Annotated in this window: 22 protein-coding genes; 3 read left to right on the top strand and 19 right to left on the bottom strand. The window is 71.2% G+C overall.

Going from position 1 to position 25,644, the window contains the following annotated elements; translation table 11 throughout:
- The first annotated feature begins 111 nt into the window (after nucleotides 1-111).
- Nucleotides 112-2,193: a protein kinase domain-containing protein gene (locus tag ACTWQA_RS18560; RefSeq protein WP_443160438.1), complete on the top strand. Its 2,082-nt coding sequence runs from the start codon at nucleotides 112-114 to the stop codon at nucleotides 2,191-2,193.
- Nucleotides 2,194-2,254: 61 nt separating this feature from the next.
- Entirely contained in the window at nucleotides 2,255-2,857 is a 603-nt protein-coding gene (locus ACTWQA_RS18555) for an SIMPL domain-containing protein (protein WP_443160437.1), read from the top strand.
- A 57-nt stretch (nucleotides 2,858-2,914) separates the two neighbouring features.
- Here the strand turns inward: ACTWQA_RS18555 and ACTWQA_RS18550 are convergent, their stop codons facing one another.
- The 11 genes from ACTWQA_RS18550 to ACTWQA_RS18500 all read right to left on the bottom strand — a co-directional run bounded on the left by ACTWQA_RS18550 (nucleotide 2,915) and on the right by ACTWQA_RS18500 (nucleotide 14,858).
- Nucleotides 2,915-3,805: an alpha/beta fold hydrolase gene (locus tag ACTWQA_RS18550; protein ID WP_443160436.1), complete on the bottom strand. Its 891-nt coding sequence runs from the start codon at nucleotides 3,803-3,805 to the stop codon at nucleotides 2,915-2,917.
- A complete protein-coding gene (locus ACTWQA_RS18545; RefSeq protein WP_443160435.1) occupies nucleotides 3,802-4,122 on the bottom strand; it encodes a Nif11 family protein in 321 nt (106 codons plus the stop codon). Before ACTWQA_RS18545 ends, ACTWQA_RS18550 begins: the two co-directional genes overlap by 4 nt.
- Nucleotides 4,119-4,421 carry a Nif11-like leader peptide family natural product precursor gene (locus ACTWQA_RS18540; protein ID WP_443160434.1) on the bottom strand — a complete coding sequence of 101 codons (303 nt, stop codon included), beginning with the start codon at nucleotides 4,419-4,421 and terminating at the stop codon, nucleotides 4,119-4,121. The genes ACTWQA_RS18545 and ACTWQA_RS18540 overlap by 4 nt, the downstream gene beginning before the upstream one ends.
- Nucleotides 4,422-4,423: 2 nt before the next feature.
- Nucleotides 4,424-5,419, bottom strand: coding sequence for an alpha/beta fold hydrolase (locus tag ACTWQA_RS18535; RefSeq protein WP_443160433.1), 996 nt, complete (start codon nucleotides 5,417-5,419; stop codon nucleotides 4,424-4,426).
- A gap of 18 nt (nucleotides 5,420-5,437) precedes the next feature.
- A complete protein-coding gene (locus tag ACTWQA_RS18530; protein ID WP_305919847.1) occupies nucleotides 5,438-6,547 on the bottom strand; it encodes an NAD(P)-dependent alcohol dehydrogenase in 1,110 nt (369 codons plus the stop codon).
- Nucleotides 6,544-7,119, bottom strand: a complete 576-nt coding sequence (locus tag ACTWQA_RS18525) for a hypothetical protein (RefSeq protein ID WP_443160432.1) — start codon at nucleotides 7,117-7,119, stop codon at nucleotides 6,544-6,546. Before ACTWQA_RS18525 ends, ACTWQA_RS18530 begins: the two co-directional genes overlap by 4 nt.
- A gap of 195 nt (nucleotides 7,120-7,314) precedes the next feature.
- Nucleotides 7,315-8,598 carry a ferritin-like domain-containing protein gene (locus ACTWQA_RS18520; protein ID WP_443160431.1) on the bottom strand — a complete coding sequence of 428 codons (1,284 nt, stop codon included), beginning with the start codon at nucleotides 8,596-8,598 and terminating at the stop codon, nucleotides 7,315-7,317.
- Nucleotides 8,599-8,611: 13 nt separating this feature from the next.
- Nucleotides 8,612-9,610, bottom strand: a complete 999-nt coding sequence (locus ACTWQA_RS18515; protein WP_443160430.1) for an alcohol dehydrogenase catalytic domain-containing protein — start codon at nucleotides 9,608-9,610, stop codon at nucleotides 8,612-8,614.
- A gap of 201 nt (nucleotides 9,611-9,811) precedes the next feature.
- On the bottom strand, nucleotides 9,812-10,747 hold the full coding sequence (locus ACTWQA_RS18510) for a hypothetical protein (protein ID WP_443160429.1): 936 nt from the start codon (nucleotides 10,745-10,747) through the stop codon (nucleotides 9,812-9,814).
- 142 nt (nucleotides 10,748-10,889) lie between these two features.
- Nucleotides 10,890-13,883, bottom strand: coding sequence for a type I polyketide synthase (locus ACTWQA_RS18505; RefSeq protein WP_443160428.1), 2,994 nt, complete (start codon nucleotides 13,881-13,883; stop codon nucleotides 10,890-10,892).
- A gap of 165 nt (nucleotides 13,884-14,048) precedes the next feature.
- Nucleotides 14,049-14,858, bottom strand: a complete 810-nt coding sequence (locus tag ACTWQA_RS18500) for a helix-turn-helix transcriptional regulator (protein ID WP_443160427.1) — start codon at nucleotides 14,856-14,858, stop codon at nucleotides 14,049-14,051.
- Between the two features lie 174 nt (nucleotides 14,859-15,032).
- Here ACTWQA_RS18500 and ACTWQA_RS18495 point away from each other — a divergent pair, with 174 nt between their 5' ends.
- A complete protein-coding gene (locus ACTWQA_RS18495; RefSeq protein WP_443160426.1) occupies nucleotides 15,033-16,361 on the top strand; it encodes a hypothetical protein in 1,329 nt (442 codons plus the stop codon).
- Nucleotides 16,362-16,387: 26 nt separating this feature from the next.
- Here ACTWQA_RS18495 and ACTWQA_RS18490 read toward each other — a convergent pair whose 3' ends face one another.
- Genes ACTWQA_RS18490 through ACTWQA_RS18455 form a run of 8 tightly spaced genes read right to left on the bottom strand, consistent with a single transcriptional unit; the run spans nucleotide 16,388 to nucleotide 25,554 of the window.
- Nucleotides 16,388-17,617: a PP2C family protein-serine/threonine phosphatase gene (locus tag ACTWQA_RS18490; RefSeq protein ID WP_443160425.1), complete on the bottom strand. Its 1,230-nt coding sequence runs from the start codon at nucleotides 17,615-17,617 to the stop codon at nucleotides 16,388-16,390.
- Nucleotides 17,583-18,053 (bottom strand): ATP-binding protein, encoded by a 471-nt coding sequence (locus ACTWQA_RS18485; RefSeq protein ID WP_305920061.1) that lies wholly within the window; start codon nucleotides 18,051-18,053, stop codon nucleotides 17,583-17,585. Before ACTWQA_RS18485 ends, ACTWQA_RS18490 begins: the two co-directional genes overlap by 35 nt.
- Complete coding sequence (locus tag ACTWQA_RS18480) at nucleotides 18,053-18,358, bottom strand: anti-sigma factor antagonist (protein WP_443160424.1); 306 nt, start codon at nucleotides 18,356-18,358, stop codon at nucleotides 18,053-18,055. Before ACTWQA_RS18480 ends, ACTWQA_RS18485 begins: the two co-directional genes overlap by 1 nt.
- Before the next feature lie 16 nt (nucleotides 18,359-18,374).
- A complete protein-coding gene (locus ACTWQA_RS18475; RefSeq protein WP_443160423.1) occupies nucleotides 18,375-20,390 on the bottom strand; it encodes a glycogen debranching protein in 2,016 nt (671 codons plus the stop codon).
- A complete protein-coding gene (locus ACTWQA_RS18470) occupies nucleotides 20,387-20,728 on the bottom strand; it encodes an STAS domain-containing protein (RefSeq protein ID WP_305919858.1) in 342 nt (113 codons plus the stop codon). Before ACTWQA_RS18470 ends, ACTWQA_RS18475 begins: the two co-directional genes overlap by 4 nt.
- Before the next feature lies 1 nt (nucleotide 20,729).
- Nucleotides 20,730-23,126 (bottom strand): AGE family epimerase/isomerase, encoded by a 2,397-nt coding sequence (locus ACTWQA_RS18465; RefSeq protein WP_443160422.1) that lies wholly within the window; start codon nucleotides 23,124-23,126, stop codon nucleotides 20,730-20,732.
- Between the two features lie 10 nt (nucleotides 23,127-23,136).
- Nucleotides 23,137-24,726: a thiamine pyrophosphate-binding protein gene (locus ACTWQA_RS18460; RefSeq protein WP_443160421.1), complete on the bottom strand. Its 1,590-nt coding sequence runs from the start codon at nucleotides 24,724-24,726 to the stop codon at nucleotides 23,137-23,139.
- Nucleotides 24,727-24,729: 3 nt separating this feature from the next.
- Nucleotides 24,730-25,554, bottom strand: a complete 825-nt coding sequence (locus ACTWQA_RS18455; RefSeq protein WP_443160420.1) for a type 1 glutamine amidotransferase domain-containing protein — start codon at nucleotides 25,552-25,554, stop codon at nucleotides 24,730-24,732.
- Nucleotides 25,555-25,644 lie beyond the last annotated feature (90 nt).

Below are 25,644 nucleotides of genomic sequence, written 5' to 3'. Positions count from 1 at the left end.
GCCCGCCGGCCCGCCATAACAGCCGTGCCCGCAAGCCCGCCATAACGGGTGACGGGGAAGCGCGCGACGCACCAGAATGGCGAGAAAGACGCCATAACGTGGGAGACGTCAATGCCGGACCTCGCGGACCCAAGACCAGGGGATCCCGCGTCGGTGGGGGATTTCACCCTGATCGGACGCCTCGGTGAGGGCGGGCAGGGCATCGTCTACCTCGCCACGGCCCCGGACGGCGCCAAGGTCGCGCTCAAGCTGCTGCGGGCCGACCTGGCTGGCGACGCCGAGGCGTCGGAGCGGTTCGTCCGCGAGGTGGCGATGGCCAGGCGGGTGGCGCCGTTCTGCACCGCGCAGGTCATCGAGACGGGGTTGTTCGGCGGCCGGCCCTACATCGTGAGCGAGTACATCGACGGCCTCACCCTGACCGACGTCGTCCGCACGCAGGGACCCCGCTCGGGCGCCTCCCTGCACCGGCTGGCCATCGGCACCGTCACCGCGCTGGTCGCCATCCACCAGGCCGGCATCGTGCACCGCGACTTCAAGCCGTCGAACGTGGTGCTGGCCTCCGACGGCCCCCGGGTGATCGACTTCGGCATCGCCAGGGCGCTCGACCTGTCCTCGACGCTCACCGGGACGGCGATCGGGACGCCCTCGTACATGGCGCCCGAGCAGCTCACCGAGTCGAGCCCCGGGCCGAAGTCGGACATGTTCGCCTGGGCGTGCACGCTGCTGTACGCCGCGTCGGGGCGGCCGCCGTTCGGGCACGACAGCCTGCCCGCGGTCGTCAACCGGATCCTGCACACCGAGCCGGACGTCGGGGCGATCGAGGACCCGGGGCTGCGGGCGCTGGTGCGGGACTGCCTGGCCAAGGACCCGGCCCGGCGACCCGCGGCGAGTGAGGCGCTCATGCGCCTGCTCGGCCACGCCCCCGCCGCGCAGCCTCCCGCCCTCCTGCAGGAAGGCAGCGCCGCGGCCGCGTCAGGACCGGTGCCCGGGGTGGCCGGCCCGGCCTGGCAGGCACCGGCCCACCACAGGCCCCCCGGCCAAGGCCCGCCCCACAGGCCCGCTCCACGCCGCGCCACCGGCTGGATCGTGGCCGGCAGCGCCGTCGGCGCGCTCGTGCTCATCGCGGTCACCGCCTTCGTCGCCATCCGCCTCGTCGACCTGCCCGGCGGCCGCCGCACGACCACCACGCCACTCGCCTCCGGCGGCGCGGTGACGACCTCGACCACGCCTTCCGCGACGACCTCCAGCGCATTACCCACCTCCAGCGGCGCCGTGACGACCTCCACCACGCCTTCGTCCACCCCAAAACCGGCGAGCCGCTCGATCGCGCTCCCCGGCACCTCCGTCCGCGTCGAGGAAGCCGACGGCGACCCCATCAAGCTCGCCTCTTACACCGTCGGCACCGGCAAGCGCCTCTACGTGCGCAAGCACGCGACCAACGCCTTCTCCACCGACCCCCGCTACTTCGAGTACGCCCTGGACGCCAGGACCAACCTCGCCCTCGGCACCGACGTGGACTACAGCACCGACCTCTACGCCACCGTGTCGATCATCAACCACGTCACCGGCGCCAAGCGGATCGTCAAGGTGAGCAGGAAACCGGTCTTCCCCACCACGCCCCGCTGGTCGCCGGACGGCAAGCATGGCCTGGTGACCCTCTACAAGGACGCCGGCGGCAACACCGTCGAGTACGGGTACGGCATCGTCGACGTCACCGCCGAGCGGGGACGCGCGTTCCCGATCAAGGAAGCGGGCGCGGGGGAGTGGCGCTTCTTCTGGGACGCGGGCGGCCGGGCGGTCGGCACGTGGGTGGGCGGCCAGATGAGGTTCTACGACCTGAACGGCAAGCTGCTGCGTACCCTGGCGAACGTGGGCACGCCGGTGTGGGTGGAGGGCGACGACATCTCCCCGAACGGCACCCGATTCCTGGCTCACTGCACGCCGGCGGGCACCGCGATCTGCGCCCGCTCCACCTCGGGCGACGACCCGGAGCGGATCATCATCCCGTTCGCCAGCAGCCGCCTCATCGGCTGGTGGGACGACGACCACCTGGCGGTGTGGCGCACCAAGGGGGCCGGGTACGAGGCCGTGGTGATCGACCTGTCTGGGCAGGTCAGCCGGGTGCTGGCGACCGCCCCCGCCAAGGCCGAGTTCGACACGATGGGCTTCCGCTTCACCCGCACCACCGCATGAGCTTCGGCTCGCCGGGCAGGCGTCCTAGGATCAAGGGCGGAACCCATCCAAGGGGGTTGGCGTGGACATCACCGTCATCGGCGAGGGCAGCGTCCTGGCCGCGCCCGACATCCTGCGCCTGCACGCCGGCGTCGAGGTGCGCAGGGCGTCCGCCGCGGATTCCTTCACCGCCGTCCGCGCCGCCGCCGCCCGCCTCGCGGAGGCGCTGCGCCAGGCGGGGATCGCCGCGGAGGACGTACGGACGGTCGAGCTGTCGCTGGGACCGGAATACGAGACCTACCCGAAGGTGGCCGCCTACCGCGCGGCTCAAGGCGTGGAGGTCGTGGTGCGCGACCTGACCCGGGCCGATCGCGTCATCGACACGGTGGCCGGGGTCGGCGAGGAGGCCAGGCTCAACGGCGTGGCCTTCGAGCTGTCGAGCCCCGCCGACGTGCTGCGGGAGGCCAGGACCAGAGCGTTCCGCGACGCCGCCGCCAAGGCCGCGCAATACGCCGAGCTGGCCGGCCGCCCGCTGGGCCGGGTCGTGTCGGTGAGCGAGGACGTCAAGGGCGGCCCCCAGCCGCTGATGACCCTGGCCGCGGCGGCAGCCGACACCAGCGCCTCGATCAGCCCCGGCCGCCAGACCCTCACGGTCACCGTCGAAGTCGGCTACGACTTCGCCTAGGAGACGCCGAGCCCCGCCCGGCGGGACGCCGGACGGGGCAGGGGTGGGTGTGTCACCTCACATGGGGTGGCGCTTGAGGAACGCGTGGGCGGCCTCGCCCACGGCCACCGGGTTCATGCTCTGCATTCCGTGCGTGGCGTTGGGGATGCCGGCCCGCTCGGCCTGCGGCAGCCAGTTCATGAGGAACCGCTGCGTCTCGCGGAACCCGGGCATCACGGACTCGCTGTCCAGGCCCATCGCCGCGAGCACCGGCATGTCCGGCTTCCGCGCGACCAGCCGGTCGGCCTCCGACGGCTTGAAGCCCCACTGCGAGATCGCCGGGAAGTCGACGGTGAAGGTCGTGTCGACGCACTGCTCGACGCGGTCCCACACGTCGAGCGGCCCCGTCATCTCGACGGCGGGCAGGAAGCTCGGCCCGCACACCGCCTCCATGTACAGCTGGGCCGCGCCCAGCTTGTCGCCCGTCTCGTACAGTTTCATCGCGCTCATGAAGGCGTCGACGTTGGCGGTGATCGCGTCCGGCTCCTCGCGCGGCAGGTACGGCTCCAGCAGGATCGCGCTGTGCGCCCGCTCGGGGTAGGACAGCAGGAACTGGAAGGCGATCACCCCGCCGAAGGAGAAGGCCATGATGTGCGCCTTCTCGATGCCCAGGTGATCGAGCAGTTCGCGGGCGTGCTGGGCGCCGCCCTCGATGCTCAGCTCGGGCTTGTCCAGCGTGCTGCCGTTGTAGCCGGCGCGGTAGTAGCTGATGAGCTGGTAGTCGTTCAGCAGCGGCGGGTGGAACCGCATCGGCGTGATGAGGCTGTCGGCGATGCTGGTGCCGTGGATGAACAGCACGGGCTCGCCCTCGCCCAGCACGGCGTACCTGAGCTCGGCGTCGCTCACCTGCGCCCGCCGGTCATGCTCGACGTTCCATTCGCGTCCGATGTACAGGGCGTTTCGCATCATGGCTTGTGCTCCAATCCGGCCAGGAGACCGGTCTCGTCCAGGCTCGGCATGAGGTCGAAGACGAGGAACTCCAGGTAGTAGCGGCCCCACAGCAAGTCCCAGAGCGGGAACCGCTCGTTGAACTCCTCGCCGCGCTCGCGCGCCAGCCGCTCCTCCAGCGCCCAGATCAGCGCGTCGAACTCCGCCGGGGTGAACGGCAGCCCGGCCGCGGCCGCCGCCGCGATGACCTCGTCCTTGGACTTGTCCTTGAGCAGGTCGCACTGGTCGGGCCGCTCGGCCAGGCCGCGCAGGAAGTCGATGAGATTGGTTTCACTCACGACAGCTCCTCGTCGGTGAACCGCGCCACCACGTGGTGGACCAGATAGTCCAGGTAGCGGGTGCCCCACATGTGCCGCCACAGGGTGCTGCCGCCGTCGAACGGCTCCTTGTCCTTGTCGACGATGACGCCGGCCTCCAGCCGGCCGATGACCCGCTCGGCGTCGGCCTGGGTGAAGGCGAACCCCTCGTTGCGGGCGTGGAAGAGGACCTGGGGCAGGTCCATGGGGGAATAGCGGGCCAGCAGGCCGGGATCCGACCGGGCCGACTCCAGGAATCTGACGAACTCCGCCTCGGACACGACTAGCTCTCCAGCGCGTTCCTGATCACGTCGTCGATGGCCTTCACGTCGGGCTCGGCCAGCCCGAACGTGGCCAGGTGGCCGAAGACGCTGTCGATCTGCCGGAACGTCGCGCCGGGGATCCACCCGGCGTACTCCCTGAGCTCGTCCGGCGGGAACAGCGCGTCGCCGGTGAATGCGGCGATCGTGGTCTTGGCCGTGATCCGGCCCAGGGCCTCACGGAGCGATTCGCCCTCGGCGCCCGGCCAGGCCGCGTACGCCTTGCGGGCCTGGGTGACCACGTCGTTGGGGTCCTGCGGCAGCCAGAAGCCCTCCCAGAAGCCCGCGACGAACGCGTCCACGCTGTCGAAGCCGAGGTTGCGCCACACCTCGGTGCTGTCGTAGTAGAACGTGCGCGGCGGGGCGGTAAGCGCGGTGCCGTGGGCCACGCGGGCCAGGCCGCCGCGCACGCTCGCCGCGTCCTCGTAGGCGCCGTCGTTGTAGTTCGGGTCCGCGGTGATGGGCTCCTCCACGACCGTCTTCAGCCAGAGCTTGGTCCACGGCGGCGGGGTCGGGGCCCCGGCGATGGGGGCGATGCTCCGTACGAGGTCGCCGAAGCGCAGCGCCCACTCGTACACCTGGATGGCGCCGATCGACCAGCCGAGCGCCAGCCGGATCTGGCGCACCCCGAACACCTCCTCCAGCAGGCGCTGCTGGGCGATGACGTCGTCGGCGACGGAGACGGCGGGGAAGGGACGCGCCGGGGTGTTGCTCGGCGCGGAGGACGGCGGGAGGCCGAAGTGGCCGGGCAGCACGATGAAGTAGTCGCGGGGGTCCAGCGCCCGGTTCTCGCCGATCCAGCCGTTGAGCACCTCGGCGGGGGCGCCGAGGAAGGTCGGGAAGACGACCACGTTGTCCTTGGCCGGGTTGAGCTCACCGAAGGTCTGGTAGGCCAGCCGAGCGCCGGGGAGCGTGGCGCCGGAGGCGAGGCGGAAGTCGCCGAGATCGAAGGTGTTCATCACTGGCTCCAAACGTCGTCACGCGTCGAACCGCAGAATGGTCTTGATGTTCTTGCCGGACCTGAAGTCCTCCGCCGCCGTCTGGATGTCGGCGAAGTCGTACTCCTTGATGAGCGGCTGCACGGGCAGCCGGCCGCCCCGGATCAGCCGGGCCAGCAACGGGACCAGCCGGTCCGGGTCGCTGTCGCCCTCGCACACGCCCAGCACGCGGCGGCCGGGCAGCAGCCGGTGCACGTCGATGGAGACCTCCACCCCGTACGGGGGAGCGCCCACGACGGCGACGGCGCCGCGCGGCGCGAGGGCGTCGATGCCCGCGCGCAGCACCTCGGGGTTGCCGACCGCCTCGACCACGTAGTCGACGCCCGCGCCGCCGGTGACTTTGCGCAGCTCGGCGGCCACGTCCAGGCCGGAGGCGTCGATGGTGTGGGTGGCGCCGATCTTGGCGGCCAGCTCGAGCTGCGCCGGGCGGCGGCCCACGGCGATGATCTCACTCACCGGGGTGAGCGCCGCGCCCATGATGGCCGCCAGGCCCACCGCGCCCGTGCCGATCACCGCGATCGACGTGCCGGGCTCGGGGCGCAGCGTGTTCCACACCGCGCCGCAGCCGGTCTGCACGCTGCAGGCCAGCGGGGCCAGCAGCTCGAACGGCAGGTCGGGGTCGACCTTGACCACGCTGCGCTCGTCGGCGATGGAGTGCCGGGAGAACGACGACTGGCCGAAGAACCGGCCGCCGAGCGCGGCGCCGTCCCTGCTGATCGGCGAGCTGCCGTCGCGCCGCTTGCCGCCGATGAGGTTCTGCGGGATCCACGTGGTGCAGTAGGCCGGGTGGCCGGTCCGGCAGGAGGGGCAGCCCCCGCAGGAGGTGAAGGTGAGCACCACGTGGTCGCCCGGCTGGACCTTGGTCACGCCGGGGCCGGTCTCCTCGACGACCCCCGCCCCCTCGTGCCCGAGCACTCCGGGCAGCGGGAACGGGATATGTCCTGCGGCGACGGTGAGGTCTGTGTGGCAGATTCCGGCCGCCTTCATCCGGACCAGGACCTCCCCGGGACGTGGGGCGTCCAGCTCGACGTCCCGCACGGTGAAGGGCGCTCCTGGCGACTCGACGACTGCCGCTTGCGTGATGGTCACGAGTGTCTCCGATCGTCGGGGGTGAGGGTGTACGTGCTCGTGACGCGGGTCCACTCTCCCGGCCCCCACTCCGCGCCGTGCCCGACCTGGGGCGGCTCGCCGACCACGCGGACGACGGAGTAGTCCAGCAGGCCGGGGGCGCGGCGGGTCCAGATCGAGCCGAGCTCGTCGTGGTGGCGCTGACCGAAGTAGAGCCGGTCGCCGTCGCCGTTCCCGGCGCCCGAGCGGGCCAGGCCGAGAAGGTCGTACTCGAGCGGGCACTCGTCCACGCCGGGCAGGTCGATGATGGAACAGCCGCCGTGGGAGACGTCCTGCCACTCGCCCGGCCGCCAGGTGCCGTCGCCGGCCTTGATCTCGTCGGCGCGGGCCACCAGACCGCTGTCGAACAGGCGCAGGCAGACCTTCACCCGGGAGAAGTCCGCATCCCGCGCCTCGGGCGTGTTCGGGCTCGGGCCGAGCAACTCGAACATGCCCATGATGATGAGCTCGAAGAGCCGGCCGTCGCAGCCGGGGTCCTTGTACGCGTTGAAATGAATCGCCCAGAAAGGACTGTGCAGCCAGAAATCGTCCACGCCGAATATTCCAGGGAATACTTCGGCGGCTTCCTGGCTGCGCCATCTGCCGGCAATCTCTCCGACCGTGAAATCGGCGCTGATATCCATGACACCTCGCATAATCGATTCTCTTTCCGGCGGCCCGGCCCGCGTCAAAGAGGCGGCGCGTACATTGGCAAGTCGGCCGGGCCGCGCGAGGTAATGCGTGCAGTTCTACGCCGGCCGCAGGCCCGGCGGCACGTGCGCGCCCACCTGATCGGCCAGCTCCGCCACCCGTGTGCCGGCCGCCGCGGCGAGCTCCGCCACCGGCCCTCCGGCTCGCGCGGCGGCGCGGCAGCGCTCCTCGAGCATCCGCATCCGCTCGTGCAGCAGCGCCCACGACGGCTCGCGCCAGGGCACGTAGTTGCTCATGGCGTAGTACATCTCGAACGCGAACCCCGCCGTGCGGCCGGGGTGCTCAGGGCCGATGGGCAGCCTCGCCATGGCGGCCGCCAGGGGGCGCAGCACGCCGGCCATCAGGCTGATGGACGTGCCGACGAGCAGGCCGAGCTGCTCCTCGCTCTCGTCGGTGTGGGTGAAGAAGCGGGTCAGGATGTGCAGGACCAGCTCGTAGGCCACCGCCGCCAGCTCGGCCGTCCGGCGGGCGTCGGGATCGGTGATCAGGGGCTGGGGCTCGGCGATGTTGTACGGCTGCCGCAGGTAGCCGGCCAGCGCCGGCCGCGCCGGCTCGAAGCCCGGATCCCGCTCACGCAGCTCGCCGTACTGCCGCCACATCGCCAGGAAACGCCCGTAGTGGGCCTCCTGCCAGTCGCCGCGCGCGCCCTCGCCCTGCTCGATGATCACCTCGATCGCGGCGAGCGCGGACTTCAGATCCGTGACGGCGATGAGCTGGGGCCAGCGGAAGAGCTCCGGGGTGGCCTGGGCGTGCGCGGACCCCACGAACACCGCGTTCTCCCCGAGCTGGTCGCACAGGGCGCGCAGCCCCTCCTCCAGCCCGCGGTACAGGTGGCCGATCGTCTCGTACTCCTGGCCCCGGGGCATGAGCTCGGCGGGGTCGAGCCGGGCCCGGGTGGGCGGGACCGGCTCGAACGCCTCGGCGTCCTGCAGCTGCATGCCCTCAGGCCGCTCCAGGTACAGGAAATGACGCAGCGCCTGCTCGCCGAACGGCAGCAGGTCGAGCTGGATGCCGGACGGAAAGTATCCCGAGCGTTGCGGGAAGTTGGGGCGGCCGAAGGTGGGCGCCGCGCCGATGGCGGCCAGCAGGTTGGACACCAGCGCCAGGTGCAGCATCTCCTCGACGGCGATGGAGCTGAGGACCTTGCGCCAGCCGGCGACCGCGTCCGCCTGCTCCGCCGTCAGGCCCTCCTCCGTCCCGCTCTTGAGGCTGGCCTCGGCGAAGAGGTACTGGCAAAGGATCATGTGTTCCAGCTGTGAGGCCTCGTTGAGCAGCCACCACAGGTGCTCCCGGTTCGCCACGACGATCGGGGGCTCGGACATGCGGGAAACCTCCTCAGTTGGGCTGAAGCACGGCGCGGTAGCGCACCTGGCCGGCCTCCACGCGCTTGAGCACCTCGTTGATCTCGGCGAACGGATAGGTCTCCACCCGGGGCGTGACCTTGCCCGCGGCCATGAGGGAGAGCACCTCGACCAGGTCGGAGCGGTTGTTGTGCGTGCTGCCCTTGATGGAGCACTGCTTGAACAGCAGCGTCGCCATGTCGTCGATCTTGAGCGGTCCCGTGACGCCCATCGTGACCAGCCGGCCGCCGTAGCGCAGGCCGGACAGCACGCGGGCGACCAGGTCGGCGGAGGTGGTCGTGGCCAGGATGATGTCGGCGCCGCCGGCGTCGGTCAGCGCCTTGCCGGGGTCGTCGCCCACGACGATGCCCTCCGTCGCGCCCAGCTCCCTGGCGTACTCGGCCTTGTCGGGCGAGGTGGTCAGCACCACCGTCTCCAGGCCGATCGCGGCGGCCAGCTGCACCGCCATGTGCCCGAGCCCGCCGACGCCGAGCACGCAGACGCGCTCGCCCGGCTGGGGCGCGGCGTTGCGCAGGCCGCTCATCGAGGTGAACCCGGCGCAGAAGGCGACGGCCGCGTCGGTGTAGTCCAGGCCCTCGGGCAGCAGCGTGCACCCGGACTCCCAGGCCAGCATCATGTCGGCGTAGCCGCCGCCGAGGTCCATCCAGGTCTGGTAGTGCTCGCAGGCCACCGGGTGCCAGCGCTGGCAGTGGACGCAGCGACCCTCGCCGCGCTGCAGCCACGACACGCCCACCCGGTCGCCCACTCGGAGCGTGGTGGTGCCGGGCCCGAGGGCCACGACCTCGCCGACCGGCTCGTGCCCGGGCACGATCGGCAGGCTGACGGGCCAGTGGCCGCGGTGAACCAGCACGTCGCTGAAGCACATGCCGCAGGCGTGGATGCGTACGACGACCTGGCCGGGCCCCGGCTCAGGATCGGCCACGTCCTTGAATTCCCATGCCGAATTGAGTGCGGTGATGACTGCTGCGCGCATGGTTTCCTCCTTCGCGCGGACAGGTGAGAAGGCCCACGATAAATATCGGGAACACGCCCGGGGCACCCCGACTTAACGCTTTGTCAGAGCGAGTCCTGACTTTCTCGGCCGAACGCCTCCCCGCGGTATTCCACGGCCCCGGAATAACGATTTCCCGCGCGGCCGGGACAATCGCCGTCAAGGAGCCGGGCGCCGTGAACGTCAGTCGCCGAGGTCGTCCGGGTCGTCGGGCCGGTCGTAACGCAGCCGGGTCTCCATGGCGTAGGCGGCGGGCGCGTAGCCGGTGCGGAGGTCCTGGAAGACCGTCCAGGCCTCCGCCGGGTCGCGCTCGGCCGGCAGCCCCGCCTCACCCGCCAGCAGCAGCGTGTCGGAGAAGTTGCGCTCCTCCCGCCCCTGCAGGCTCACCGGGATGGGCGGCAGCCTGATGCACATTCCCGCGGCCAGCCGGCGCATGCAGCGCGTCCCGGTCATGAGCAGGGCCTTGGTGTGCGCGGGGGCCCAGCTCGGCGCGAGCGCCTCGGTGAGCGCGGCCACGTCCAGGACGATGACCGCGGCCTTGAGCCAGTCCAGGTCCCCCGCGGGGCGGCGGAAGGTGAGCGCCGGGTGGGCCAGGTGGGAGTGCTCCACCTCGGTCATCCACCCCGTCCACTCGGCGAAGAGGGTGTCGAGATGGTCGCGCGAGCCGGTTTTGAGGTAGACCGCGAGCAGCGTCTCGGCGTCGCGCGGGTTGCACACGCTGCCCGCCAGCCTGGCGACGAGCCGCTCCCGGCGGCCGTAGGCGGCGGCGAAGCCCACCAGGTAGGTCGTGATCGCCGCCACCAGCAAGAGCCTGGAGGTCCACTCGGCCGCGTGCAGTGGCGTGCCGTCCAGCAGCGCGAAACCGGCGGACGACACCCCGAGCCAGATCCCGGCCACACCGAGGACAGCCATGGGCCCGCACAGGTCGAGCAGCGGCTCGCGGAACGCGGCCGGGAGCCGGCCGCCCACCGCGAGAAGGGGGCCGGCGAACGTCCGCAGGACGCAGCGGACGAGCCGGGTCGGCCTGCCCCGGGGGGTGAACACGGTCAGCACCACGCTCAGCCACACCACCACCACGAGCGCGGTGCCGGCCAGAGTTTGCACCACGGCTGTCACCATGCCACGTATCCTCCGGCGCTTGACAAGAAAACCCCAGAATCAGTTAGTGCTAGTAGTCGGAATACCACCTTTCAGATGAGCGAAACGAGGCTCCGCGGATGGCGGAGCCTCGTTTGCGAATATCGTTTTCCGAACGCGCCGATCAGCGCACCGCGGCCGTGCGTAATTCGGTGGTGAGGTCGATCAGCGTGCCGGGGCCGAGCAGGAGGCGGACCGGCACGTCCACGCCCAGCTCCCGGCGCATCCGCGCGCGGAACCTGGTGGCCAGCACGGAGTCCAGCCCGAGCAGCGTGAGCGGCACGTCGACGCCGATCTCGTGCCCGGGCACCGCCAGGACCTGCGCCGCCAGGCCGGCGACCAGCGCGGCCAGCTCGGAGTCCGGCATAACGGCCAGGTCAGGGCGCTCCGCCCGCCCGGGGCCGGGCTCGCGGGCGCTCCCGGGCGGGAGCGCGGTCGTGGCCGAGCCGGGCCAGAAGCGCCGCCGCTGCCAGGGGTAGTGGGGCAGACGGACGTACTGGCCGCCGGGGTAGACGCGCTCCCAGCGGGGGCGGCAGCCCAGCACGTACGCCCGGCCGAGCGCGGTCGCCAGAGCGGCCGCCTCCTGATCGTCGCGCCGCAGGCAGGACACGACGGCGGCGGTCGCGCCGGCCGCCTCGGCCTCGTCCTCCAGGGAGGACTGCAGCACCGGGTGCGGGCTCATCTCGATGAACACCGTGGGACGATCGTCGGCGAGCGCGGCCCGGGCGGCGTCGGCGAATCGGACCGGCAGCCGCAGGTTCTCGAACCAGTAGCCGGCGTCCAGCTCCGTGCCGTCGATCACCCGGTCCCACGCGCTGGAGTGGATGGGCACGGCGCCGGGGGACGGCCGGATGCCGGACAGCGCGTCCAGCAGCGCCTCGCGCACCGGCTCCACCTGCGGCGCGTGTGAGGCGTAGTCCACATCCACCTGGCGGCAGAACACGCCGCGGCTGCGCAGCGGCTCGACCACGAGCTCCAGCGCGGCGGGATCGCCGGACAGCACCGTGGCGTGGCCGCTGTTGACCACCCCCACGCACACCCGGCCGGCGTGCTCGCCGATGGCCTGCTGGGCCGCCTCCTCTCCCAGCCCGACCGCCCACATGGCGCCCGGGGCGGGCAGCTCGCGCAGCAGCCGGCTGCGCCTGGCCACGACGGCGGCGCCGTCGGCCACGCTGAGCGCCCCCGCGGTGACGGCCGCGGCGATCTCGCCCATGCTGTGGCCGATGAGCAGGTCGGGGTCGATGCCCCACTCATGCCAGACGGCGGCCAGCGCCACCTGCATCGCCCACAGGGTGGGCTGGATCTGGTCCACGCGCGCCAGGCGCTCCCCGCGCTCCAGGACGTCCACGGGCGACCAGCCGAGCTCCGCCTCCACCGCGTCGGCGCACTCTCGCAGCCGCCGGGCGAAGACGGGCTCGGCGGCGAGCAGTTGCCGGCCCATGCCGGCCCATTGGCCGCCCTGGCCGGGGAACACGAACACGACCTTCGGCTCCCTGGTGACGCGGTGCCCGCTCACGAGCCCGGACCGCCCGTCGCCCGGCTCGCTCACGATCGGAGAGCCCCCGCCGTCCCGCGAGCTCCGCGCGCTCGCGCGGAGCTCGCGCAGGCAGGCGGCCAGGGAGCGGCCGTCCTCGCCGACCGCGGCCAGCCGGTACTCGTGGTGCGTACGCCTGGCGCCCGCGCTGAAGCACACGTCCCCGATGTCGAGTCCGGCCTCGAGCAGGTCGGCGTAGGCGCCGGCGAGCGCGTCGAGCGCCTGCGGGTCCCGCGCCGACAGCGGCAGGACGTAGTGCGGCCTGGCCGGCGTGCGCGCCGGGTGCGCCGGCCCGGGCGCCTCGGAGAGCACGAGATGGATGTTGGCGCCCGACATGCCGAAGGAGCTGACGCCCGCCAGGGCCGGCCTGTCCCGCTCCGGCCAGTCCCGCCCGCGCAGCGCGAGCTCGACGGCCGCGGCCGGCTGCCGCACGACGGCGTGCGGCTCCTCCACGTGCAGGGTCGGCGGTATGGTGCGGTGCCGGAGCGCCAGGGCCGTCTTGAGCAGCCCCGCCAGCCCCGACACGAACTCGGTGTGACCGATGTTGGACTTGACCGACCCCACCAGACAGCGCTGCCCGGGATCGCGGCCCTCCCGCATGACCACGTCCAGGGCCGCCAGCTCGGTCGGGTCGCCCACATGGGTGCCGGGCCCGTGCGCCTCGACGTAGTCGACGTCGCCGGGAGAGACCCCGGCGTCGGCGTACGCGCTGCGCAGCATCGTCTCGTGGCCCTCCAGCCCCGGGGCGACCATGGAGCCGCCGGTGCGGCCGTCATGAGTGGCGGCGCTGCCCAGGATCACCGCGTACGGGCGGTCGCCGTCGGCCAGAGCGCGCGACAGCGGCTTGAGGATCACGGCCAGCACGCCCTCGCTGCGTACGTACCCGTCGCCGGACACGTCGCCGAACCGGCACCGCCCCGAGCTGGACAGCACCCCGGCGTCGCCGAGCGAGAAATAGAGGTCCGGCACGATCTGCAGGTTGGCGCCACCCACGATGGCCAGGTCGATCTCGCCCGACCACAGCGCCCGGCAGGCCACGTGCACCGCCATCAACGACGTCGCGCACGCGGCCTCCACTCCCATGCTGGGGCCGCGCAGGTCGAGCTTGGTAGAGATGCGCCCGGGGAAGATGCCGCTGACGGCGGCCCCGAGCGCGGCGTGCATGTCGTACATCCCCGCGCTGCGCAGGAGGTCCCAGTAGCCCGAGGGCAGCAGGCTCGTGTAGACGCCCGTGGCGCTCCCGGCCAGGCTCTCGGCCGGGAGGCCCGCGTCGTCCAGCGCCTCCCAGGTGACCTCGAGGAGGATGCGCTGCTGCGGGTCCATCCGCAGGGCCTCGAACGGCGTGACGCCGAAGAAGCGGGAGTCGAACCCCGCGATGTCGTCCAGGTAGCCGCCCGCGCCCTCCAGGACCTCGGGCCGCCGGCCGGAGGTCGCGTCGAGGTCGAACCTGTCCTGGGGGATCGTGCCGACCACGTCCCGGCCACCGCTGACGATCTGCCAGAGGTCCGCCGGGCTCTCCGCGCCCGGCAGCCGGCAGGCGGCGCCCACGATCGCTATGAGATCTCGCTCGCGATTCACGTGCATGAGTCCCGTCCCCGTCCGCGCCCTCGTCATCGAACAATTCGGTGACGCCCGGGCGCACTCGTCGAATGGCTTCATGACATGACCTAAGGTCCGGGTCACGCTATGCGGATGTCAATTTACAGATGACGGAATACGCGGACGAGAATGCGCAGGCAGAGAAAGGCGCTATTCCGCCGCGGGCATCGGGAAATGAATGACGAGCCCGACCAAGGGCTCGTCCGGGGTCACCATCAGGGCCATGCGCAGCGTCCGCAGGCCCAGCCGGGGATGGCGGAAGCGGCGGGTGAGGGTACGGTGCTCCTGCACCTCGTGCCTGCGCCACAGGGAGGCGAACAGGGGGCTCAGCCGATTGAACTCGGCGATCCTCTCCGTCAGCCGCTCGTCGTGCGGCCACCTGGCCAGCTCCGAGCGCCATCGGGCGATGACATCGCTCGTGACGTCCTCCCAGTCGGGCAGTCGCTCCTTGGCCTTCGGTGAGACCAGCAGCCAGCGCAGCATGTTGCGGTGCTCGGGGTCGTACGTGCCCCAGTCGTCGTACCATTCGGCGGCGGCGGCGTTCCAGGCGGTGAGGTCGCAGTGGATGTCGGCGGCGTAGACCGGATACTCGCTGTCGTCCATCAGGCTGATCAGCGGCCGCATCACGTCGCCCGTCCATTGCTGCCCGTCGAGCGGCTGCGGGTTGGTCACCTGGCCGTGCACCAGCGTGTGGATGTAACGGCGTTCGTCCTCGGTGAGGTCGAGCACCCGAGCCAGGCTGTCGAGCACCTGGATGGAGGGTTTGATGTCTCGGCCCTGCTCGAGGTAGGTGTACCAGGTCGGGCTGAGGCCGGCGAGCACCGCCACCTCCTCGCGCCGCAGCCCCTTCGTCCGGCGGCCCACTCCCTCGGGGAGCCCCACGTTCCGTGGCATCACCCGTGCTCGCCTGCTCCGTAAGAACCGCGCGAGCTCCTGACGACTCCAGATGTCGCCTGACACAAGCGCCCCCCTGGATTGCCCCCGCTGGGCCTGCAGATCGGCCAGTTTGTCCCCTGAGTCTAGGAGTGTTGACGATTATTTGTCACGAGAGGATGATTTCGTCAATTTGGCGTTGACATTACGGCACTGTACCAAAAAGATGAATTCCGGACTTCTTTCTTAAGGAATAACGTCATGAAGTGGCATTTTGTCGGACGACGTGAACAGCTCGCCATGATTCGGTCAGTCCTTCGAGCCGCCGGCGGCGATCCCCTAATCGTCACGGGTGAGCCGGGCGCCGGGCGCACCCGGCTGGTCGAGCACGTGCTCGAATCGGGCGAGGCGGCCCGCTACGAGATCGTCCCGCTGGACCCCCGCGCCGGCGCCCGCGAGCTCGCCGCCCGCGTGCGGGCGGTCTCAGGGGATCGCCCGTTGCTGCTGGTCATGGACGACGCGCAGGACAGCGACGACGAGAGCCTGCTCGCGCTGCGTGCGGCCGCCGGCCGAAGCCCGCACGCCAGGGTGCTGGTCACCACGGTGTCGGGCCCCGCGGCGCGGCGCCCGGATCCGGTGGACTGCCTCCGGTTCGAGCCGGGCGCGCGCGTCGTCGACGTGCCCCCGCTCACGGCCGAGGAGGTGAGCGCACTGCTGGGCGGGCTGGCCGGCGGGCACGTACGGCAGGCCACCGCCGATGCCCTGCACGCGGCGACCGGCGGCAATCCCGGCCTGCTGCGCGAGTTCCTGGTCGGGCGCGGGCTGAGCGAGCGCCTGACCCGCGGCGCGGCCGGTTGGGAGTTCCAGTGCGCCACCGAGTGGCCGCCCCCGCCGGATCCGGCCGCGGCCACCCCGCGCCTGGTGGACGCGACGCGGGAGGCGTGGGCGTCCCGGGCCTTCGACCGGGCCTTCGAGCTGTGCAAGGCGGCGGTCTGGTGCGGTGAGGGGCACGCCGTCTCCGTGCCGCTGGCCCACCTGCTGCTCCTGCGCGGCAGGGGGCGCGACAGCATGGCGTTCCTGGACTCGCTGCCGGACGGCGTCGTGCGGAGCACGCCGCACCTGGCGCTCGCCCGCGCCGTCAACCTCACCCGCGGGCCGGGCGGGCCGGCGGCCGCCGCCGAGTTCCTGCTGCGTGCCGCCGTCGCCGCCGGGCCCAGGCCGCGACCGCTTCTGCTCGCCTACCGGGCGTGGGTCCTGGCGCTGACCGGCCGGTCCGCCGGGGACGCCGGCGCGATCGAGCGGCCGGACCGGGAGACCGCCCTGTTCGTGCACGCGGCGCAGGCCATGGCGACCCTCCGGACCCGCCCCGACGAGGCGATCTTCCACCTGCGGCGCGCGCTCGCCCTCACCGCGGGGGGACTGGAGGTGGGCCCGCCCTGGCTGCGGCCGCACCTGACGGCGTGCCTGATCGACGCGCTGCTGCTGGCGGGCCGGGCGGGTGAGGCGACGCTGCTGGCGGCCGGCTTCCACGGAGGCGAGCCCAGCTCCGGCTGGGACGTCGCCCTCGCGATGTCGCTGGCGGCCGCCTGACGCCGGGCGATGGGGCGCTTCCGGCCTCAGGCCAGGTTCCTGGTCACGGCCAGGGTCGTGATGTCGTCGGACTGCTCGGCGGTGCCCACGAAACCGCGCACGGCCGTGTCCACCGCCGCGAGCAGGTCCTGCGCGTGCGGCCCCGTGGCGGCCAGCACCTCCTGAAGGCGGGCGGTGCCGTACAGGGAGTGTGCGGCGTTGCGCGCCTCCACGACGCCGTCGGTGTAGGCGAACAACGCATCGCCAGGGCCGAGCCGCACGTGCCCCAGCGTGTACGAGCTGTCGGCCAGGATGCCGACCGCCGGTCCCGTCGGCGGCAGCAACGTCTGCCGGCCGTCGGCGTGCACCACGATCGGCGGATTGTGCCCCCCGTTGATGTAGACCAGGTCTCCGGACCACGGGTCGAGCACGCCGAAGAACATCGTGGCGAAGTACGCCTGCTTCAGGTGGTTGCGCGCCATGTACCGGTTGGTCCCGACCACCGCTTGAATGAGCGGCCCCGCGCCCAGCGACAGCAGCGGCAGCGCCGTGTCGCCCGCGGTGCCGTTCAAGGCCACGGCGGTGTCGTCGCCGAGATCCTGCACGAGCCCGGTGTGCTCGGCCGTGTGCCGCAGCAAGGTCCTGATCAAGGCCATGAACAGCGCCGCGCCCACGCCCTTGTCGCACACGTCGGCCACCACCAGCGCCAGCTTGCGCCCGTTGACGAGGGTGAACACGTCGTAGAAGTCGCCGGCCACCTGCCGGGCCGGACGGAAGCTGGCCGCGAGCTCCCAGCCGTCCAGCAGGGGCATCGACTCCGGCAGGAAGCCCGCCTGGATGTCGCGGGCGATGCGCAGCTCCCGCTCGTATTCGCGCAGGCTGGCCAGGGCCGCCATCTCCTCGACCGTGGTGCTCAGCTGCGAGCGCTCCCAGCACGTGTTCGCCCTGCTGCGCAGCAGGCTGGGCAGGAAAGGCCGGGTCACGAAGTCGAAGCCGCCGCGTACGCACTCCTCCAGCGCGGTGAGGTCGTCGTCGGGGAAGGCCACGATGGTGGGCATCCGGCCGTCGACCAGGAACCGCTGGCTCACCAGCGCCATGCGCTGCAGCCCGAGGGCGGCCGAGATCAGCAGCAGATCGGGGTGGGGGTGCCGCAGCACCAGGTCGTCCGGGATGACGCGCTGGACCTCGAAGCCCTCCTGGCGCAGCGCCCCGTCCAATTCGAGCACCGCCGGGGACGCGGGCTTACCCGGTTCGGCGACCACCAGGGCCGTGGGCATTCGAGCCTCCAAGCAATCGCATGATCAGAGTGTTACGGTTGCGGCCGCCGACGTACTCGTAGTGGAATTCGTCGACCTTGCCCATGGCCAGGAGCAGTCCGTAACCGCCTTCTTCGCGCTGGCCGGGCGGCAGCGCCAGCCGCGGCTCTGGGTCGTAGCAGGCGGGGTCGAACGGCGGCGCGTCGTCCTCGATGCTGACCCGCAGCCGATCGTGCTCGATCGCGGCGGACAGGTCCACGATCCCCGTTTCTCCGCGGTAGCCGTGCTGGGCGATGTTCGTGGTGATCTCGTCCGTGGCCAGCCGCAGCCAGTAGGCCTGGCGGGAGGTCAGTCCCACCTCGTCCGCCAGCGCCTCGATGAAATCGGCCACCACGCTCGGCAGGGACGTGTGCTGAGCGTCTACCGTGAGCCGTTTCTTGAGCCGCCAGTCGAGCATCACTGCATCACGATGCTGCGGTCGAAGCCGGTGAGCCGGATCGTCTCCGCCACCTCAGGCTTGGTCCCCACCAGAGTGATCTCCGAGCCGTGCGGCAGCTTCTGATGCGCGAACACCAGGCAGCGCACACCGGCCGACGACATGTACGTCAACTCGTCGAGGAGCAGGACCAGCTTTCCCACCTGCCGCCCCACGGCCTGGGTCACGAGGTCGTTGAGCTCGGGCGCGGTGCTGCCGTCGAGCTCGCCGGCCAGCCGGATCGTGGCGGTGTCGCCCTCCACGTTCATCTTCATGTTGAATGCCATGACATGCTTCCCTTCACTAGTGCGTGACCAGGATCGTGACGCTTCTGGGGCCGGCCACCAGGTGTGACTGGTTGGCCAGCGGCGGCTCGGCGCCCGGCTCGAAGGCGTCCAACGGCGGGGCGGCGGCGGTGTCGGCGAACAGGTGCCAGGTCTGCCCGCGGGGCGGGTCGGGGAGCTCCAGCGCGTGCGGCTCCCAGTGGGCGTTGGCGGCCACGTACACGCAGTCGTCCCCGCCTCCGTCGAACATCGCGGCCAGCACCCGCGAGTGCGCCGACCAGTCCGGCGACCAGGCGCGCACGCCGTGCCAGTGCACCGAGGCGGGCGAGCCGCCCCGCAGCACCGGGTGCGCCCGGCGGAAGGCGATGGCGCGCCGCGTGAAGCGGAACAGGTCGGCGTTGTCCTCCAGCAGCCGCCAGTCGAGCCACGTGAGCGGCCCGTCGTGGCAGTAGGCGTTGTTGTTGCCGCGCTGCGTGCGCCCGAACTCGTCGCCGGCCAGCAGCATCGGCACGCCCCTGCTGGCCAGCAGCAGCAGGAGCGCGTTGCGCTGCTGCCGGGCGCGCAGCGCCAGCACCGCCGGGTCGTCGGTGTCGCCCTCCTGCCCGCAGTTCCACGAGTGGTTGCCGTCGTCGCCGTCCCTGTTGCCCTCGCCGTTGGCCTCGTTGTGCTTGTGGTCGTACGAGACCAGGTCCCGCAGGGTGAACCCGTCGTGCGAGGTGACGAAGTTGACCGTGGCGGCCGTGCCGCGGCGGCTGTACATGTCGGGCGAGCCGATCATGCGGGTGGCCAGCTCCCCGGTGACGCCGAGATCGCCTTTGACGAACCTGCGCACCGTGTCGCGGTAACGGCCGTTCCACTCCGACCACCTGCTGTAGTGCGGGAAGCTGCCCACCTGGTAGAGCCCGGCCGCGTCCCAGGCCTCCGCGATCAGCTTGCGGTCGCGCAGCACCGGGTCGTAGGCCAGCGACTCCAGCAGCGGCGGGTTGTGCAGCAGCTCACCGTCGGCACCCCGCCCGAGTATCGCCGCCAGGTCGAATCTGAACCCGTCCACGTGGCACTCGGCGGCCCAGTAACGCAGGCAGTCGAGCACGAACCCGCGCACCACCGGGTGGTTGCAGTTGAGCGTGTTGCCGGTGCCGCTGAAGTTGTAGTAGTAGCCGTCCGGCGTGAGCATGTAGTACGTGGCGTTGTCCAGCCCTTTGAAGCTGATCGACGGCCCGCGCTCGTCACCCTCGGCCGTGTGGTTGAACACCACGTCGAGCAGCACCTCGATGCCCGCCCGGTGCATCTCCTTGACCAGGTGCTTGAACTCGTCGACCTGCATGTGGTCCCGGCCGGTGACCGCGTAGGACGCCTTCGGCGCGAAGAATCCGATCGGGCTGTACCCCCAGTAGTTGACGCCCGTGAACACGTTGTCGGTCTCGTCGAACTCGAACACCGGCATCAGCTCGACGCAGTTGACCCCCAGCTCCCGCAGGTACGGGATCTTCTCCACCAGGCCCGCGTAGGTGCCGGGCGCCGACACCCCCGAGGACGGATCCCTGGTGAACCCGCGCACGTGCAGCTCGTAGATCACCAGGTCCTCATGCGCCAGGTGCGGCGGGCGGTCGTCCTCCCAGTCGAAGTCGTCGAGCGCGACCCGCGAGCGGTGCCGGTACGGTCCGTGGCCGGTCAGCATCCTGGCGTACGGATCACTGAGCACGAGGTCCGGGTCGAAACGGTGGCCGCGCCACGGCAGGTGGGGTCCGTCCACGCGGTAGCCGTACTCCAGGCCCTCGACGTCGAGGCCGAAGACGGTCATCGCGTAGACGCTGCCCACCCGGAACGCCTCCGGGAAGGGCAGCTCGGCCGTCGGCTCGGGCTCCCCCTCCCGGTAGAGCACCAGCGTCATGGACGTGGCGTGGTTGGAGTAGACCGAGAAGTTGACGCCCCCGGGCACCCGCGTGGCGCCGAACGGCAGCGACCGCCCCGCGCGCACGGGAAACCCGGCGATCCGCTGCGTGGGGTAGGCGTCGATCGGCTCCAGGATCGTCATACAGTCAACGCCTCCACACCCTCTTCGACCGACTCCACCACGGTGAAGAAACCGAGGAAGCCCGTCGCGTCCATGATCGCCCGCACGTCGGGAGCCAGCCCGGTGAGCGCCAGGCGCACGGTGCTGCGCTGCGCCTGCCGATAGATCAGCAGCAGCACCCGCAGCCCGGCGCTGGACATGTACTGGGTGTGGCTCAGGTCCAGTACCACCTGGCCCTCCTCGGGGAAGAGCGCCTGCAGCTCCTGCTGGACGCGGGGCGCGGTCTCGCTGTCCAACCGGCCGTCCATGCTGATGACGGTGACCCCGCCGCGCAGCTGCTTTCGCAGGTTCATGGTCATGTCAGTCCTCCACCGGAGCGAGGTGAGCGCGCACCGTCACCGCCGAGGCGGAGTCGGGCAGTTTGACCGTCATCGCTGCGGCGTCGAACAGCTGGTATGGCGAGCCGTCCACCTCCACCCAGTCCAGCCGCACCCGGCCGGGCGGCAGCGCGTCGGGCGCGACCCGCAGCACCCGGTCGCGGAACCCGTCCGGCCGCGGCTTGAACCACAGCGTCAGCGGCAGCCTGTCGATGAGGAGCCGCTGGTAGACGGTCGCCAGGAAGCACAGCTCGGCCGCGTGGCACATGCTCATGGAGTGGCTGCCCTTGAACCGCTCGGTCCCGAGCAGGTACGGGTAACCGTTGGCGAGCACGTTGAAGTACACGCCGCCCTCGTCGTGGTCGAGGAAGAAGGCGCTGTAGAAGGCGGCCGACTCCCGCGCCCTGCGCAGGAACCCCTCCTCGCCGCTCAGCCCGGCCAGGATCTGGTAGGCGAGGATCGCCTGCTCCTGCTGCCACCAGGCCTTCCTGTCGTGCCAGACGAATCGGTGCACGTGCTGGCCCGGCGCGAGCCTGCGCTCGACGACGTCGTACCAGCCGCCGCGCTGCGGGTCGCTGCCGAGGGCCGGCATCTTCTCGCCGATCTCGGTGGCCAGCGTCCGGTAGCGGTCCTTGGGCCGGATGGACATCATCCGCATGAGGTTCCAGGCGATCTTGAGGTTGTGTCCCACCACCGCCCGGTCCTGCTGCCAGTGCCAGGTGGTGTCCGGCGTCCAGTCGGCGTGGAAGCGCTCCTGCACGTACGGGCTGTCCTTCCTGGGCATGTGCTCGACGATGAGATCGAACGTCTCCTCGAGCATGTCGGCGTGCCGCTCATCGCCGGTGGCCAGGAGCAGGTTGATGAGGTAGGCGGGCGCGTGGTCGCCGACGGAGTTCCAGTTCTTCCTCGACCGGTTCGGGCCCAGCGACTCGTGGTGCGGGCTGAGCAGGATCGGGTCGATGTGCGAGAAGTACCCGCCCTTGTCGGGGTCGTGGAAGAACTTGGCGAACAGCCGCAGCGTGCCGTCGATGTCGGCGGCGATGCGCGGGTCGCCGGTCAGCCGGTAGAGCTGCGTGGGGCCGGCCAGGGCGTAGATCTGCTCGTACATCGGGATCGCGTCGTAGTCGTCGCCGAACTCCGAGGTGAACAGCTTGCGCTCGGCCCCGTCGCGCACGTCGATGCCGTGGTACCAGTACACGACGTCCTCGTCGCGGTCCACGAAGCGCATGTGCTCGCGCAGGTACGCGGTGCCCTGCTCGGCCACCTCCAGGAAGTCCTCCTCGCCGGTGAGCATGTACGCCGAGGACATGCCGTACACCAGGCGGGAGATCGTGTCGGTCTCCTGCACGTGCCCGTCGGCCTTGTCGCCGCCCAGCCGCAGCATCGTCCGGTAGGCCGAGTAGTCGATCGGCCCCTCGGCCCCGAACTGGGCCCTGCGGTAGAACCGGCCCAGCTCGCGAATCTGCTTGACCCACCAGTCCGGCTGCTCGAAGGCGTACTGTCCCGGCTGCCTGCCGAGGAAGGTCAGCGCCTTGGCCTCGATCGTGTAGGAGCCGTTCTCGTAGTAGAAGATCCCCTTGACGAACACGTAGGTGCCCGGCGTGAGCAGCTCCTCCAGGTGCGCCGAGGCGTCCAGGTACGGCTCGGCGAGGTTACGCACGAACTCGGCGGAGGTGGTGCCGGTGAGGCGCACCCGCATCGGCCGCCCGTCGTTGGTGCGCAGGCTGATCTCGCCGTGCTCGAAACCGGTGACGTAGCCGGCCACCAGGTCGGAGAAGGTGAAGTCGGTCCGGTAGGCCGTCTCGGCGGGTCCCTCGGCCGCCACCAGGTCGATGATCATGCGGGCGAAGGCGGCGCAGTGCTCGGCGGTACGGCCGGTCACCAGGTCGCGGTCCACCACCACGTCCTGGTCGGTGTAGACGGCGCCCATGTTGCGCGCGTCCGCGACCAGGTTGTTGTGGCAGGTCACGCGCCGGCCCTCGACCGCGCCGGCGATGGGCGCGGCCAGCCAGAGCCCGTGGCAGATGATCCCCTTGATGATCCGGCGGTCGTCGAAGGCGTCCTTCAGCAGCCGGACCGCGGGGGCGAGCTCGTGGACGTCCTCGCTGTAGCGCAACCGGTCCGACACCATCCCGGACGGCACGATCAGCACGTCGATCTCGCTCAGATCGGCGCGCTCCAGGTCGCCCGTCACGGTGAACGGCATCTTGTACTCGTGGCCGTGGAAGGTCAGCGAGTCCTGGCCCCACAACCGGGTGAGGAACCGGACTCGCGCCCCCTCCTCGGCGAAGCGCCGCTGGTAGTAGTGCAACTCCTGCTCGACGAAGTCGCTCTCCATCAGGATCGCGACAGTGCGCCCGGCCAGTCGCTTCTCACGCACGATGTACCTCTCAGGTGGTAATCAGATCAACGAGGAACGGCCCCGGCGCCGCCAGCATCCGCTGGACCGCGGCCTCCACCTGGGCGGGCTTGCTCACCCTGACGCCGGGGACTCCCAGGCTCGCGGCCAGCCGCACGAAGTCGATCTCGGGGTGGGACAGGTCGAAGCCCTCGGGATGGGGGTGCGAGACGATGCCCCGCTCGCGCCAATATTGCTCGAGGTTGTCGTCGAGCAGCTGGTAGCGGCGGTTGTCACAGATCACGAACCGGGCCGCGACGCCGTACCTGACGGCGGACCACAGGGCCTGGATGGTGTACATGCTGCCGCCGTCGCCGGTGAAGGCCACCACTTCGGCCTCGGGGCGCGCCAGCTTGATCCCGATCGCGCCGGGAATGCCGACTCCCAGTGAGCCGCCCCTGGTCTGGAAGTAGGTGCCGGGGCGGCTCGGCGGCAGCTGCCTGAGCAGGGCGGGGGAGGCGGTCAGCGCCTCGTCGAAGATCACCAGCTCGTCCGGGGCTCGGGCCGCCAGCTCGGCCGCGAACACGTCCATCAACGTCTCGCCGTACGGCTCGGCGGGCTCGCGGGCGGGCGCGGGGCGCGCCGGGCCGAGCAGGCAGGCCAGCGCCGCGAGGGTCGGCTTGGGGTCGGCGACGAGCGCGACGTCGACGGGGAAGTTCTTGGCGATCTCGTAGTCGTCCAGGTCGACGTGGACGATCGCGGCCCCCTCCGGGAAGGGGCTGGTCAGCAGCGGGAACACCTCGGGGAAGAGGTACGTCCCGACGACCAGCACGGCGTCGGCCCCGGCCACCGCGGCGGCGCTGTGCTCGCCGAACATGTGCCCCAGGTCGCCCCGGTAGAGCGGGTGCGTGGTGTCGATGGTCAGCTCCGAGGAGTTCACCGTCCAGACCGGGGCGCCGAGCGCCTCGGCCGTCCTGGCCAGCTCCTCCTGGGCGCCGGACACCGCCACCCCGTCGCCGGCCAGCACCACCGGCCGGCGGGCGCCACGCAGCGCGGCCGCGGCCCGCTCCAGCTCCCCGGCGACCGGCAGCGTGGCCCGGCTGGGGATCGTGCTGGGCACGGCGGGCTCGTCGGTGTCCTCGTCGAGCACGTCCATCGGCAGGGCCACGAAGACCGGCCCGCGCGGCGGCGTCATCGCGGTCTTGATCGCGCGGCGCAGCACCCGGAGCACCGAGCCCGGATGCGTCACCCTCATGGCCTGCTTGGTGACCGGACGGGCCATCGCCACCAGGTCCACCGCCATCTGGCCGTCCAGCGCCTCATACCGCACACCGGCCTCGCCGGCGATCACCACCAGCGGCGAGTGGCCGCGCTTGGCCTGGTAGAGCATGCCGACGCCGTTGCCGAGGCCGACCCCGCTGTGCAGCTGGACCAGCGCCGGGCCACCGGTGGCCCGCGCGTAGCCGTCGGCGATGCCGACCGCGGCGGACTCCTGCAGGGCCAGCACATACCGGAAGCCCGGCGTCTCCTCCAGCACGTCCAGGAAGCCCTGCTCCACCGTGCCCGGGTTGCCGACCATCAGCGTGAGGCCGTCGGCCGCGAACTGCTCGAAGATCGCCTTCTTGGCGGGACGGGCGGCCACGGCTCACCAGCCGTAGCGGCGCAGGCCGGACTCGAGCACCTCGACCAGCTTCTCGCCGGACAGGTAGGAGTCCGGGGTCGACCGGCCCGTCACGAAGGGATAGTCCACGATCACCGACGTCTCCTTGCCCACGTTGCCGTGGTAGCGGCCGTCGGGAGCGGTGGCGTCGCGCAGGATGTACTCCAGCGGATACGGCGGCGGCCCCATGTTGAAGTCGACGCCCAGGAAGCCGGTGCCGTCCTTGTAGTCGTACTCCTTGCAGTGGCCCGTCACGTGCTTGCCCCGCAGGATGCTCGTGCGGTCCTCCCAGTCGCGGGCGAAGGCCAGGCAGGCGATGCCGTAGCACTCGGCGAGCACCGGCTTGCCGGTCCGCACGAAGGCGAGGATCAGGTCGTGCACCCGCCCGTTGTTGGCCAGGTCCACGATCGGGCCGCTGCCGCCCACGATGACCAGCGCGTCGTACTGCTCGACGTCCCGGTCCAGCCGGCCGAGCTCCCGGTAGTAGGCCTCGACCTTCCTGAGATATCCGTCCTCGCTGTTGTAGGGCCGCTCGGGGATCCAGTCGGCCAGGCTGAGCGGGGCGTCCAGCCGGTCGGACTCGTCCAGCTGCCTGGCCGCCACGGCCACTTCGGGGGTGGTCACCGAGCGGCCCAGCGGCGGGTCGATGTAGCCCGGGTCGAGGCTGGGCGGCAGCGCCCGCGCCCGCTTGCCGGTGGGGGTGGCGAACACGCTCCGGTAGCCCTGCCGGTCGAAGGCGGCCAGCGGGCCGACGAGTTCCTCTCCCCAATATCCGTACTCGGAGAGAATAATAAGAATGGTGCGCGTCATGCGTTAATTGGAGCAATAGGCGGGATTCGCGGACAAGGGCGGCCTCGCTATTCCGTCAAGTCAATGAAATTCACCCGCACTTCGTCAGGT

The sequence above is a fragment of the Nonomuraea sp. 10N515B genome, from assembly GCF_052245915.1.
In the GTDB taxonomy this organism is placed as follows: domain Bacteria; phylum Actinomycetota; class Actinomycetes; order Streptosporangiales; family Streptosporangiaceae; genus Nonomuraea.
This window is presented reverse-complemented; position numbering and strand designations above follow the sequence as displayed.

What these genes read in the sequence shown, in the direction of transcription:
- ACTWQA_RS18455 (WP_443160420.1), bottom strand. Translation starts at nt 25,554, where the DNA reads ATGACGCGCACCATTCTTATTATTCTCTCCGAGTACGGATATTGGGGA.
- ACTWQA_RS18510 (WP_443160429.1), bottom strand. Translation starts at nt 10,747, where the DNA reads ATGGTGACAGCCGTGGTGCAAACTCTGGCCGGCACCGCGCTCGTGGTG.
- ACTWQA_RS18490 (WP_443160425.1), bottom strand. Translation starts at nt 17,617, where the DNA reads ATGCCCACGGCCCTGGTGGTCGCCGAACCGGGTAAGCCCGCGTCCCCG.
- ACTWQA_RS18475 (WP_443160423.1), bottom strand. Translation starts at nt 20,390, where the DNA reads ATGACGATCCTGGAGCCGATCGACGCCTACCCCACGCAGCGGATCGCC.
- ACTWQA_RS18485 (WP_305920061.1), bottom strand. Translation starts at nt 18,053, where the DNA reads ATGCTCGACTGGCGGCTCAAGAAACGGCTCACGGTAGACGCTCAGCAC.
- ACTWQA_RS18515 (WP_443160430.1), bottom strand. Translation starts at nt 9,610, where the DNA reads ATGCGCGCAGCAGTCATCACCGCACTCAATTCGGCATGGGAATTCAAG.
- ACTWQA_RS18520 (WP_443160431.1), bottom strand. Translation starts at nt 8,598, where the DNA reads ATGTCCGAGCCCCCGATCGTCGTGGCGAACCGGGAGCACCTGTGGTGG.
- ACTWQA_RS18480 (WP_443160424.1), bottom strand. Translation starts at nt 18,358, where the DNA reads ATGGCATTCAACATGAAGATGAACGTGGAGGGCGACACCGCCACGATC.
- ACTWQA_RS18495 (WP_443160426.1), top strand. Translation starts at nt 15,033, where the DNA reads ATGAAGTGGCATTTTGTCGGACGACGTGAACAGCTCGCCATGATTCGG.
- ACTWQA_RS18505 (WP_443160428.1), bottom strand. Translation starts at nt 13,883, where the DNA reads ATGCACGTGAATCGCGAGCGAGATCTCATAGCGATCGTGGGCGCCGCC.
- ACTWQA_RS18535 (WP_443160433.1), bottom strand. Translation starts at nt 5,419, where the DNA reads ATGAACACCTTCGATCTCGGCGACTTCCGCCTCGCCTCCGGCGCCACG.
- ACTWQA_RS18560 (WP_443160438.1), top strand. Translation starts at nt 112, where the DNA reads ATGCCGGACCTCGCGGACCCAAGACCAGGGGATCCCGCGTCGGTGGGG.
- ACTWQA_RS18550 (WP_443160436.1), bottom strand. Translation starts at nt 3,805, where the DNA reads ATGATGCGAAACGCCCTGTACATCGGACGCGAATGGAACGTCGAGCAT.
- ACTWQA_RS18470 (WP_305919858.1), bottom strand. Translation starts at nt 20,728, where the DNA reads ATGACCATGAACCTGCGAAAGCAGCTGCGCGGCGGGGTCACCGTCATC.